Annotated in this window: 10 protein-coding genes; 7 read left to right on the top strand and 3 right to left on the bottom strand. The window is 40.8% G+C overall.

Features of this window, described 5'->3' with window-relative positions; genetic code table 11:
• Nucleotides 1-86 precede the first annotated feature (86 nt).
• From C1642_RS01030 to C1642_RS01055, 6 genes are all read left to right on the top strand, one after another.
• Entirely contained in the window at nt 87-2,315 is a 2,229-nt protein-coding gene (locus C1642_RS01030) for a primosomal protein N' (RefSeq protein WP_103235780.1), read from the top strand.
• Between the two features lie 76 nt (nt 2,316-2,391).
• Complete coding sequence (locus C1642_RS01035) at nt 2,392-4,233, top strand: monovalent cation:proton antiporter-2 (CPA2) family protein (protein ID WP_000008979.1); 1,842 nt, start codon at nt 2,392-2,394, stop codon at nt 4,231-4,233.
• Nucleotides 4,234-4,398: 165 nt separating this feature from the next.
• Nucleotides 4,399-5,274: an Hsp33 family molecular chaperone HslO gene (locus C1642_RS01040; RefSeq protein ID WP_001281765.1), complete on the top strand. Its 876-nt coding sequence runs from the start codon at nt 4,399-4,401 to the stop codon at nt 5,272-5,274.
• A gap of 138 nt (nt 5,275-5,412) precedes the next feature.
• The gene (locus tag C1642_RS01045) at nt 5,413-6,024 is read left to right on the top strand and encodes a LysE family translocator (RefSeq protein ID WP_086374520.1); all 612 of its coding nucleotides are present in this window, start codon (nt 5,413-5,415) and stop codon (nt 6,022-6,024) included.
• 150 nt (nt 6,025-6,174) lie between these two features.
• Nucleotides 6,175-7,131, top strand: a complete 957-nt coding sequence (locus C1642_RS01050; protein WP_002058658.1) for a DnaJ C-terminal domain-containing protein — start codon at nt 6,175-6,177, stop codon at nt 7,129-7,131.
• An 11-nt stretch (nt 7,132-7,142) separates the two neighbouring features.
• Nucleotides 7,143-7,472: a chaperone modulator CbpM gene (locus C1642_RS01055; protein ID WP_000207459.1), complete on the top strand. Its 330-nt coding sequence runs from the start codon at nt 7,143-7,145 to the stop codon at nt 7,470-7,472.
• A 246-nt stretch (nt 7,473-7,718) separates the two neighbouring features.
• Here C1642_RS01055 and C1642_RS01060 read toward each other — a convergent pair whose 3' ends face one another.
• The 3 genes from C1642_RS01060 to rpsO form a co-directional block, all read right to left on the bottom strand.
• Nucleotides 7,719-8,930, bottom strand: a complete 1,212-nt coding sequence (locus C1642_RS01060) for a magnesium transporter CorA family protein (RefSeq protein WP_103235781.1) — start codon at nt 8,928-8,930, stop codon at nt 7,719-7,721.
• Between the two features lie 84 nt (nt 8,931-9,014).
• Nucleotides 9,015-11,102, bottom strand: coding sequence for a polyribonucleotide nucleotidyltransferase (pnp, locus tag C1642_RS01065; protein ID WP_171304679.1), 2,088 nt, complete (start codon nt 11,100-11,102; stop codon nt 9,015-9,017).
• 257 nt (nt 11,103-11,359) lie between these two features.
• The gene (gene rpsO / locus C1642_RS01070) at nt 11,360-11,629 is read right to left on the bottom strand and encodes a 30S ribosomal protein S15 (protein ID WP_001229357.1); all 270 of its coding nucleotides are present in this window, start codon (nt 11,627-11,629) and stop codon (nt 11,360-11,362) included.
• A 212-nt stretch (nt 11,630-11,841) separates the two neighbouring features.
• On the opposite strand from rpsO, the gene C1642_RS01075 reads away from it, so the two are divergent.
• Nucleotides 11,842-13,140: a serine hydrolase domain-containing protein gene (locus tag C1642_RS01075; protein WP_103235783.1), complete on the top strand. Its 1,299-nt coding sequence runs from the start codon at nt 11,842-11,844 to the stop codon at nt 13,138-13,140.
• Nucleotides 13,141-13,294 lie beyond the last annotated feature (154 nt).

The raw sequence follows: 13,294 nt of genomic DNA on the forward strand, positions 1-13,294 counted from the left end.
TCATATTCATTCTATAGCCTGTGTAGAATACCCAAGTCCTCTTCACGACGCTATGCCGTTTTTTAAAATTGACGAAATGAGCCTCTATGACCATAACGCCAAAGCCTGATTCAGTTGTTTATCGTGTGCGTGTTGCCGTACCTGTGCATCTGTACGACACTTTTGACTATACACTCACCAAAGCACAATATGAATGGGCTCAAGTAGGTTCACGCGTCGCAATTTCATTTGGACGGCAAAACCTGATTGGTATCATTACTGAAAAAGTTGACCTACAAGAATCATTTACAGGTCACTTTCAGCTTAAGGCCATTTCTGAACTTTTAGATGATGAGCCTATTTTAGATGAACAAGTTTTAAATTTATTGACATGGTCAGCACAATATTACCAATTTCCAATTGGTGAGGTGATGCAGACTGCTTTACCTGCGTTATTGCGTCAGGGCAAACCCATGGATGTTTTATTTCATCTATGGAAAATCATTCCATGTGACAATGCCGAAGCTTTACTAAAACGTTCAATCAAACAGCAAGATGCTTATCAAATTTTAAAATTACATCCTGCCGGAACCACTGAAAATATTCTCAATTTAAGTGGTGTAGAAACTGCAACACTTAAAGCACTACAAAAGAAAGGTCTCGTAGACTGTACGCTTGAGCCTCATGACTTTAGTCCATCCCCTGTGCAATTGGCGCAAATGCCACTCACGCTCAATGAAGACCAAAAGAAGGCCACCCAGCACGTCCTTAATGCACAGCATCAATATCAAGCCTTTTTATTAGATGGTTTAACGGGAAGTGGTAAAACTGAAGTTTATTTGCACATCATGCATGAGGTGTTAAAGCAAGGTAAGCAAGTATTAGTCTTAGTTCCTGAAATTGGTTTAACCCCTCAAACTATTTCGCGCTTTAAGTCTCGTTTTAACTGCGACATTGCTTTATTACATTCGGGGTTAAATGACTCTAAACGCCTACAGGCATGGCAACAAGCACAGACTGGAAAGGCCTCTATTATTTTAGGAACACGTTCAGCCATTTATACCCCGCTGCCACGTTTGGGCCTGATCATTTTAGATGAAGAACACGACCTGTCTTATAAACAACAAGAAGGTTTCCGTTACCATGCTCGTGATGTCGCGCTTTATCGAGGACATTTACAAGGCTGTCCTGTTCTTTTAGGTTCGGCAACCCCAAGCATTGACAGTTATCACTTAGTCGAAACTGGCAAGTTAACTGCGCTTCAGCTGAACCAACGTGCAGGCCATGCGCTTTTACCAAAAATGCATTTGATTGATCTTAAAATTGTCAAAAAACAGCATGGTATTAGTCAGCCTTTAATCGAACAGATTAAAAATACCCTGGCAAGAAAAGAACAAGTTTTAATTTTTTTAAACCGACGTGGTTATGCACCTGTTCTGGTCTGTGAAAGTTGTGGTTGGCAAGCGAATTGTCCACATTGTGATGCGCATTTTACGTTGCACACCCAGCCTTATTCTTACTTACATTGTCACCACTGCGGCACAGTTCATCGCTTGCCAGACCAATGCCCTGAGTGTCAGCAAAAGAGTCTCAAAACTTTAGGTGCTGGCACAGCCAAGGTTGAAGAGCATTTACAAGAATTATTTCCAGATCATGATGTGATTCGGGTCGATCGTGACAGCACCAGCCGAGTCGGTAGCTGGCAAAAAATTTATGATCGCATTCAACAAAATAAACCTTCGATTTTGCTCGGTACGCAAATGTTGGCAAAAGGTCACCATTTTCCGCATGTGACCTTGGTTGCTATTTTAGACATCGATGCAGGTTTATTGAGTGTCGATATTCGAGCGCCAGAGCGTACTGCTCAGTTGATTGTACAAGTGGCTGGTCGTGCAGGTCGTGGAGAGCATAAGGGGCATGTTTATTTACAGACTTTAAGGCCAGATCACCCTTTATTGACCACACTTATTGAAAAAGATTATCGGGCAGTCGCGAAACAAACATTGGCTGAGCGTAAAGTTGCATTACTGCCGCCTTATCGCTATGCCGTACTTATACGCGCTGAATCGAAAGATCGCGACTATACCTTGCATTTTTTAAATGAAGCTGCCGAGCAACTTCGCCAAATAGCAGGTGGTATTGTTGATATCTGGGGGCCAATTCCAGCACCAATGGAACGTAAAGCGGGACGTTACCGCGCACATATGGTGATTTTGTCTGCTGACCGCGCTCGTCTGCATTTTTACTTAAGACAATGGTGGGCTCAATTGGTTCATGCGCCAAGACAGCATCAACTCAGACTCTCAATTGATGTTGACCCGCAAGAATTTAGTTAGATGATTTGAATATCATGGTGTGAAGAACACTTTTTCCCTTTACACTTAAAAAAGATCAATACATTCGGGGCAATGAATGTCATTCCTACTGCAAGCAACTATTTTTCTTGGAGCATCTCTGATTTTAGTCCCTTTGGGCAAACGCCTAGGGATTGCAACAGTTTTAGGTTATTTATTTACGGGCATACTTCTTGGCCCGAGTGTGTTAAATATTGCCCATGACCCTGAGGCCATTATGGAGTTGGCTGAATTTGGGGTCATTTTACTTATGTTCCTGATTGGTCTAGAGCTCCGCCCGCAACGTTTGTGGGAAATGCGTGACTCTATATTTGTGATGGGAAGTTTACAAGTCGTGATTACGGGCATAATTCTCATGCTCACCGTATTGCTGCTATTTCAACAACACCTCGCTGCCAGCTTTGTGATTGGTTTTGCGCTTGCGCTGTCTTCTACGGCCTTTGTATTACAGCTTCTGACTGAGAAACAACAGCTCAATACCACCTACGGTCAGCAATCGTTTTCAATTTTGCTTTTTCAAGACATTGCAGCAATTCCATTACTTGCGGTAATTCCTCTTCTGGCAGGAACCGAATCTACCCATCATGGTATTGCTTATTTTGCAGCCATCATCGCGACTTTTACCGGCTTGTTCCTATTTAGCCGTTATGTCATGCGCCCATTTTTCCGTTTTGTCGCCAAGAGTGGTGCGACTGAACTGATTACGGCTGTAGGGTTATTTATTATTCTTGCCGTTGTGTTACTGATGGACACTTTAGGCATTAGTACAACATTAGGTGCTTTTCTTACCGGAGTCCTTTTAGCGGACTCAGAATTCCGTCATGAGCTTGAAGCGAGTATTGCCCCGTTTAAAGGGCTATTACTTGGCTTATTCTTTATGACAGTAGGCATGACGACACAATTGTCGTTACTGATTGAAATGCCGTGGCTCATTATTGGTGGAGCAATCGGCCTACTCGTCATCAAAACCCTCGTTTTAACTGCCATTGCCCGCTATAAAAAGTACAGTTGGAACAATAGCTTGTTACTCGGGACTTGCTTGGCTCAAGGCGGTGAATTCGCTTTTGTAATTTTGAGCCTAGCAAAAAGTGAAAAGATTTTAACGGATGCCTTATTAGAGCCTGTCACGTTGATTGTGACCTTATCAATGGTCCTTACCCCAGTAATTTACTGGATTATGGCCTGTAAAATCATTCCCCTTTTTCATAAAGAATTGCCACCTGAATATGATGAGATTCCTCAGCAAGATAATCCAATTATCATTGCCGGTTTTGGGCGCTTTGGTCAAATTATTGCGCGTATTGCCCGCTTACAGCATTTAGGCTTTACTGCCATCGACAACAATCTTCATCAAGTGGACTTTGTTCGACGTTACGGTGGCAAGCTCTATTATGGTGATGTCACTCAGCCTGACTTACTTCGCTCAGCAGGGATTGAAAAAGCGAAAGTATTTATTTTAGCAATTGATGATGTCGAAGATTCTATGAATGTCGCACGTCATCTTAGATTGAACTATCCAAACCTAAAATTACTGGCTCGTGCCCGTGACCGCCACCATGTGCACCTATTAAGAGACTTAGGTGTTGAACATATTTGGCGTGAAACCTATTTATCATCATTAGGTATGGCTTATCGTGCTTTACGCGAACTCGGTATTTCCGATGAACAAGCTTATAACAATATCGAAATCTTTCGGGATTATGATGAGAAATTACTCATACAGCAGCAAAGCATTTATACCGATGAACAAAAGGTTTTTGAAACCCATCGTAATGCTCTGGCAGAACTTGAACACCTATTTGAAAGCGATGCACAACAAGCCACATCGAAGCACGACGTTAACTTAAAGCGTCATTTACAACCAAATCGTATCGACATTACACGAGATCACGAAGAATAACTTGAGATTTCGCAAAATGGCTATATTAAGGACTTATTCACATTGCCTAAATGATTGCGACAATCGGTACAAGAGTTGCCGTTGTCCTGCTTGCAGCTTCGCTGCATTCCCTAAGCCTGATTAAACCGAAATTGTTATAATCTGCTTAGGGCCCTGGAGAATATTATGTCTGATTTACGCCAACGCTTTTATATAGAGGACTTTCCTGTTCGCGGTGAAGTGGTTCATCTAGAAGAAGCATTAAAAACTATTTTAGCTCAACGCGACTACATGCCTGCGGTTCAAATTCTATTAGGCGAGATGTTGAGCGCTACAGCATTACTTGCGAGTACTTTAAAAATCAAAGGTCGTATCAGCTTGCAAATCCAGGCTAACGGCTCTTTCAAATGGGCTATGGCAGAATGTAACCATTTAGGCGAAGTTCGTGCTTTAGCAGACTACGAAACAGATCCACGTTTTGGTGAAGCAACAGATAGCAGCACTGTTTTAGCGGCTTTGGTTAACCCTGTTTTATTTATTAACATCGAACCTGAGCATGGTGAGCGTTATCAAGGGATTGTACCTCTTGATCAAGCAAATTTAGCAGGCTGTTTAATGCAGTACTATGACTTGTCTGCACAAATTCCAACCCGAATTGTACTGGCAAGCACCGCACAGCGCTCAGGTGGTTTGCTCATTCAGTTATTACCTCGTCATGATGAGGAAGAGCAAAAACTGGTTGATGAAGATTTATGGCCACGTTTAACCATGCTAACTGAAACGCTTAAATCAGAAGAACTGACAGAGCTTTCAGCAAATGAGATTTTGTATCGTCTTTATAACGAAGAAGAAGTACGTTTACCAGAAGTTGAACACTTAAAATTTGGTTGTACTTGTTCTAAAGAACGCTGTGCCAAAGCCCTCATTCAAATTGGTGTTGATGCTGTTCATGAAACATTGGAAGCACAAAACCCGATTCAAATGGATTGCCAGTTCTGTAACACCCGTTATGAGTTCACTGCTGAAGAAGCACTGGGTCTGTTTGGTGAACATTTGAGTTAATCACCTACTTCATAAAAAGGCGGGCAATCCGCCTTTTTATTTATCTATAATTTTTTTGATGATAATTTTCAGCATGTTATTTTAAATCAGTTAATATGAGCTTACTTGATAACCCAATAAATAAGATGCTTATATCTCATGAATTATTTTGATTATCTTCTCTTTATTTTTAGTGTCATTATTATGATTGCGACCCCTGGTCCTGTCATGATTTTAGTGGCTAGTGCCGGACTTAAAGGTGGTTATAAAAAAGCACTGGAAACCATTTTTGGTACAAACCTTGCCTCTCTCGTTTTAATTTTTATTTCAGTACTCGTACTTAAAGGCGTATTGAGTATTAATGAAAATTATTTAAATATTATTCGTGTTTTAGGCTGCCTATATATTGGTTATTTGGGTTTTAGTATTCTCAAAGAAGTCATTCAAGCTCCTCATCCTGAAGCAATTCAAACCGTTTCTGCTCAAAATGGCGGTTTTAAAAAAGGCTTTTTAGTGGGTATTTCAAACCCTAAAGATATTATTTTCTTTTCAGCTTTCTTTCCGCAGTTTGTTTCTATTTCACCTCATCTAGATTTAAGTCTAACTATTCTTACGCTGACATGGATAGTTTTAGACTTTTTAACGCTATCTTTAGTCTATATATTTTTCCGCCGCCTCTCGAACAGCCATTTATACCCGAAAATACTCGGTTTATGCGGTCTATTACTGTTAGTTATTGCCGTTTACGGTTTATATCAGACATTCATTTAAACAATGAGAGGCATAACTCCCACAGTTCGATGTCTCTTTTATTTTGCTCGCCTTATTTCGCACGAGAACAACTCTTATACAATCTAGCTCATTGAAAGCTTTAAAAATCGTTTCATAATGAAATAAACAACACCATCGTGATAAAACATTATGGCCAAAAATTACTATGAAGAATTAGGGGTTAAACGAGAAGCCTCAGCTGATGAAATTAAAAAAGCGTATCGGAAATTAGCTCGTAAATATCATCCCGACATCAGCAAAGAAAAAGATGCAGAAGAAAAGATGCAGGCAATTAATGTTGCCTACGACACCTTAAGCAACCCAGAGAAAAAAGCTGAATACGACCAAATATTAGACCACCCACAAGGTTTTAATGGTTTTGGTCAAGGGGCAGCTCAAGGTGGTTTCGATGGTGCCAGATTTTATCGTCAAGGTTTTACAGGCGGCGAGCAAGCAGACTTTAGTGGCTTTGAAGACTTATTTGGACGCTTTGGTGCAGGCTTTGGCGGTGGACAACAGCAATATCAAAGACAACAACGTAGTTATCGAGGTGAAGACCAGCATGCCAGCATAGAGGTCGATCTTGATATTGCTTACCATGGATCAACACAACATATCACACTGCAAATTCCAACCATTAATGCCTATGGTGAACCAGAGGTACAACGAAAAACCTTACAGGTAAAAATACCTAAAGGCATGAAAGAAGGACAGCAAATTCGCCTAAGTGGACAAGGACAAAGTGGTATTAATGGTGGTGCCAACGGCGATCTTTATATCGAGATTCAATATAAAGATACAGATCGTGTGCATGTCGAAGGCAGTGATGTATATTTGACTGTAGATGTAGCGCCATGGGAAGCCGCATTAGGGCAAGGCATTGAAGTAAAAACACCTGCAGGACCTTTACACGTCAATTTACCTAAAAATGCAAAACAAGGACAACAGCTACGTTTAAAAGACAAAGGGATACCAAATAAAACGCCAGGCCATCTTTATTTAATTTTAAATATTGTATTCCCACCGGCGCATTCTGAAAAAGAAAAAGAAGCCTATCAGCAATTGGCAGAAGCCTTTGCTTCATTCGAACCACGTTCATCTCATTAGGGAGCAAGATCATGACAACCATCCATTATCGAGAAATTGTATGTGACGGCCACACCTTTAGTGCTGAAGTCGTTGATGAACAATGTACATTTGACTTGCAACAGTTTGCTCAAGCCTGTGGTCAAAGCCCAGACTGGATTCTCCAGCTCATTGAGTACGATATTTTAGCGATTGATACACCACCTGAAAAACATCAATTCATGGGTGAAGATGTTATTCGCGCTCGTAAAGCGTATCGTTTGCAACGTGACTTTGACGCAAGCCTTGCAGCTGTTGCGGTGATGTTAGATTTGATCGATGAAGTGCAACAACTTAGAAAACAGTTGAAGCATTTTCATTGAGGAATAGCATTAATACAGCATAAAACCCTAGTTGAAATCTGATAGTCGGGAAAGCCATCTGCAACCTGCGTGGTATCAATCAGATAATGGTTTTGTAATACTGTTATTTAAAAATAGGTATTGAACAGGTTTTGCAGATGGTAATGGTTTTGCCTACTTTTGCCGAAACAAAAGTAGGTCGAACCGAAGGTTCATGACTATATTAAATAACAAGTCAGCAAGACCCCGTCGTGCAGAAATAAAAATTTACTTCAACCGAGTAATCTTCTCCACTTCCTTCAAAGTCTGCTTAATCGGTTCATATTCCAAAAACCAGAACAAATTCATACGATCTTGTCGGTGCTGCTGCGCCAGTAAATCAATCACACTTTTTTCACCACGCCCCACCAAATGCTGCCGATAAAAATAGTAGAGCAATAAAATGGTACTGAGCAGCATGACACCAAGCATAATCCAAAAACCTACTGGTGATTTAAGCCCTGGAATAAACTCAAAATTCATTCCATAAATACCCGTTAAAAGCGTAAGCGGCGCAAACACAGCAGTAATAATGGCAAGAATACGCATGTTCTCATTGGTCTGGTTAGCAATTGCCGAGAAATGCAAATCTATTGCCGATTGAATCGCACTACGTAAACGCAAGGTATGTTTTTGAATACGTTCAACATGACTCATTAAATCGTTTAAACGCACCAATAAAAGGTCTTGAGAACTATGCGTCTTCTCTCCAATAACATGATGATAGTTTTCTACAATTTCATCACGAAACTCTTGTAAGGTTTCAATTTGTTCTTCACATAAATTTTCGACCTGCTGAAAGGCCATATTTTCATGAAACAGTTGATGCCACTGTTTAAACCGCCGATTCCCTTGTAATAGCTGTTGTTGCCAATGCTCGACCCTTCTGGTCAAAGGTGAACGAATATCAAGGTAACCATCCACCATACTATTGAGCAGACGTAAACACAGATCTACAGGTGAATTAGGCAGCTTACGGGTTTTATTTTGCTCTTCGAGAGTTTTACATAAAATATTTTCAAGGCGCTGAATATAATTTTCAATCGACTTGTTGCCCTGCTCACGTACGCTAATGAGTACTTTAGGCGTAAAAATAAAACTGATTGGTGTGGTGGCTAAACCAAATACACTCTCATGTGATTCGCCATTTTTAATTTCATCATCCGGCGTTACGAGTTTTCTAAAAATAAGCAGGTCGTATTCTTCAAGCGTATCAAATGCACAAGGATGTTCAATATTCGCAATATCTCGCATATGAAACTCATTAATGGATATATCTGCAAGTTGCTGAATTTTTTGTTGCCATTCTTCATTCTGGCTCACAACATCCGATCTCACACTATCAATCCAGAAAAACTCCAGAATATGTTCAGTGTGCTTTTCACGGCTTAAAAAAACATAGCCGTCGCTTTGATGACGATAAAAATAATAAACCTGCATACCATGTCGATCTATTGGTGTATTACTTGCATCATGCCATAAAAAAAGCCCGCATCAAGCGGACTTTTTTAGTGTGTTAAGCAATTATGCTTGCTCAATATCTTTCATAGTCAATTTGATACGACCACGGTTATCAACGTCTTGAACCTGTACTTTTACTTCCTGACCTTCTTTAAGAACATCAGTTACGTTCGCAATACGCTCATTAGAGATTTGCGAAATATGAAGAAGACCATCAGTACCCGGCATGATGTTTACAAACGCACCGAATTCTACAATACGAATTACTTTACCGTCGTAGATCTTACCTGGTTCAACTTCAGCAGTAATTGCTTGAATTTTCGCAATTGCAGCTTTAGCAGCAGCTTTAGTTTCACCAAATACGCGAACTGTACCGTTATCTTCAATATCAATAGCAGCTTTAGTTTCTTCAGTGATTTGACGGATTGTTGCACCACCTTTACCAATAACATCACGGATTTTATCCGGATTAATTGTTATCACTTCGAATGTTGGAGCATGCATTGAAATTTCAGGACGAGCACGTGAAATTACTTTGTTCATTTCATTAAGGATATGCATACGACCAGCAAATGCTTGGTTTAATGCAACTTCCATAATTTCTTCAGTAATACCTTCAATCTTGATGTCCATTTGAAGTGCAGTAATACCGTTTGCAGAACCTGCTACTTTAAAGTCCATGTCACCAAGGTGGTCTTCGTCACCTAAAATGTCAGAAAGTACTGCGAAACGCTCGCCTTCTTTCACTAAGCCCATTGCGATACCAGCAACTGGTGCTTTAAGCGGAACACCTGCATCCATAAGTGATAATGACGCACCACATACAGAAGCCATTGAAGATGAACCGTTAGATTCAGTAATGTCAGATACAATACGAATAACGTACGGGAAGCGGTCAGCTGCAGGAAGAACTGCTTGAACACCACGACGCGCTAAACGACCATGACCAATTTCACGACGCTTAGGGCCAGATTCACGGCCTGTTTCACCTACTGAGTAAGCAGGGAAGTTGTAGTGCAACATGAAGTTGTCAGTTTTAGTACCAGCAAGGGTATCAACCATTAATGCATCACGAGTATTACCCAAAGTCGTTGTTACTAACGCCTGAGTTTCACCACGTGTAAATAATGCAGAACCGTGTGCACGCTCAAGTACGCCCACTTGTACATCTAACGCACGAACAGTTTTGGTATCACGGCCATCAATACGTGGTTTACCAGATAAAATGTTGTCACGTACGGTACGGTATTTAAGATCTTCAAATAAGTAGTCTACTTCGTCAGCAATACCGTCTACATCTTCTTCAGGAACGAATTGAGCAACAGCTTCAGCATGAAGTGCATCTAATGCTGCATAACGATCTTGTTTTACTGCAATGGTATAAGCTTCTGAAATTTTTGCTTCAAATGCTTCTTTTAATTTTGCACGTAATTCTTCGTTGTGTGCAGGAGCAACCCAGTCAGATGGTTTCGCACCAGCAGCAGCTGCAAATTCATTGATCGCTTGAATTGCAATTTGCATTTCGTCGTGACCAAAAAGAACCGCACCTAACATTTGGTCTTCTGAAAGTTCTTTCGCTTCAGATTCAACCATTAATACAGCAGACTCTGTACCAGCAACCACAAGGTCAAGGTCAGACTGAGCCATTTGCTCAAAATTCGGGTTTAAAACATATTCGCCGTTGATCAAACCAACACGTGCTGCACCGATTGGACCACGGAATGGAGTACCTGCAATTGCCAACGCAGCAGAAGTACCTAACATTGCTGCAATATCAGCTTCCATCGTTTTGTCAGAAGAAACCACAGTTGCAGTTATCTGAATTTCGTTGTAGTAACCTTCTGGGAACAATGGACGAATTGGACGGTCAATAAGACGTGAAATTAAAGTTTCAGCTTCTGAAGCACGACCTTCACGCTTACCATATCCACCAGGGATACGACCTGCTGCATATTGTTTTTCTTGATAGTTAACTGTTAAAGGGAAGAAATCCTGACCAGCTTTTGCTGTTGGAGCAGCAACTACTGCTACCAATACAGTTACACCACCCATTGTGATTAAAACTGTATTTGCTTGACGTGCAACGCGACCCGTTTCTAAAACGACTTGATGCTGACCGAATTGGAATTCTTTACGAACGATGTTAAACATTGACATGTATTGTATTTTCCTAATTTTATTCTAGTGAGACCCCTAAGGTTTGGCATTCAGGCTACAACTATCGGTAGGTAAATGACAAAGCTTAGAAGCCATCACACTAGACCAAAAATTTTAAATAATATTAAACGCAAAGAAGGAGCGCACAAGCGCCCCTTCTATAAATCGCCTAATGGTTTATTAGACGAAACTTTCTTTTCAGAAACAAAGCATAGCAACATGCGATAAACCGAAAACAAAGCAAAATCGAATTAACGACGTAGACCTAAAGCACCGATCAAAGCAGTGTAACGCTCGTGGTCTTTACCATTTAAGTAGTCAAGCAATTTACGACGTTGGTTAACCATACGGATCAAACCGCGACGGCTGTGGTGGTCGTGTTTGTGAGCTTTGAAGTGACCTTGTAAATCATTGATTTGAGCAGTCAATAAAGCTACTTGTACTTCTGGTGAACCAGTGTCGTTTTCAGCGCGAGCAAATTTAGCAATGATCTCTGCGCGGTCTGCATTAGTTAAAGCCATTCGATTTCTCCGAGATGCTTAAAAAATAAAATGATATGAATCAGTTGAGCGCAACTGACTGCCGTGCATCACTACAGCAAGTTGCCTATTTTAAGGTATCTATATATGGATTGCAAAATAGTTTTCTGTTACCTGTCATTTTAGACACTGACATCAGCCCCTTAACCCTGCACACTTGGCCTTGAATAAAAAGAAAGAAATGCGAGGGACGTGTGAAAATATTTTCGACCAATACCTGTCCGGTACCGAATGACCTTGAATCGGTCATTCATCATAAAGATGAAGTACCTGCCGAACTAGGTGGAATGAGTGAACAGCAAGTTCAAAAAATCTGGAAAAGTATTGAGTCACTCTATAAAACCGGAAACTATCCGCTCATTACTTTTTGCTTACGTCGACAGGGGAAAATTTTATTAAATCGAAGCATTGGCTATGCTCAAGGAAACTCTCCAGCTGGTCTGCAAAAGAATGCTCTCGTCGCAACGCCAGATACTCCCGTTTGTCTATTTTCAGCATCCAAAATGATTACTGCCATGTTAATTCATCTTTTAGATGAAAAAGGTGAAATCAACCTACTCGATCCTGTCAGTTATTACATTCCAGAATATGGTGTAAATGGGAAGCGCCGTGCGACGATCTTTCATTTGTTATCTCATCGTGGAGGTATTCCTTATGTTGATGGAGATGTCACACCTGAACTGCTTTTTGATAAAGATGAAATTTTAAGGCGCTTATACGCAGCAAGACCTGTTTCTCCAGCGGGAAATCACCTTGCCTATCATGCAGTAACGGCAGGTTATATCTTAGGAGAAATTATTGAACGGGTTACAGGGCAAGACCTTCGCCAATTTGTGCATGAGACTATCGAGAAACCGATGGACATGCCCTATTTTAACTATGGCTTAAAACCAGAATATCGTGCTGAAGTTGCTCTTAATTGTGCAACAGGTTTGCATCCGCGTTTAGGAACGGATCATTATCTCAATCATGTACTAGGTGGAGGCTTACAACTCGCTGTAGATGTCACTAATGATAGCCGTTTTATGAATACCATCTGTCCCGCCGGTAATATTTATACCAGTGCAGAACAAGCTGGACGCTTCTTTGAAATGCTTTTAAGTGGGGGAAGCTACCAAGGCAAACAAATTTTAAGCGAGAAAACAATTTTTAGAGCAACACTCCCTACCACAGGAGTTAACATTGACCGAACTTTATTAATACCGATGCGCTATGCCTTAGGACCAATGCTAGGCAATAATCCGGTAGGCTTATTTGGTCCAATGACTGGACAAGCTTTTGGTCACCTCGGTTTTTCCAATATTTTGTGTTGGGCCGACCCAGAACGTGATATCAGCGTTTCTTTGTTAACCACTGGCAAATCTGTGGTCGGCACCCACCTTCCTGCCCTAGCTAATCTGCTTTATCAAATTTCGACTCAATGTCCACGAATTCCTAGAGATCAACGCCGTTCACTATTTGGTAGTGATTCACATGAAACCGATCTGGTATAGCTAAAATCAACCTAGCGACAAAATAAAAAACCCAAGCATTTCTGCTTGGGTTTTTGGCGCTGTAGTTGTTGTTTATCGTGTTTATCGCTGTTCTTATTGTTATGTGTGAGATGCTTTCCACATCCTTCTTCTCGTTTTACTCACTTCCGTTGTT

It is taken from the genome of Acinetobacter sp. AKBS16 (genome assembly GCF_002899995.1).
Lineage (GTDB): Bacteria > Pseudomonadota > Gammaproteobacteria > Pseudomonadales > Moraxellaceae > Acinetobacter > Acinetobacter baumannii.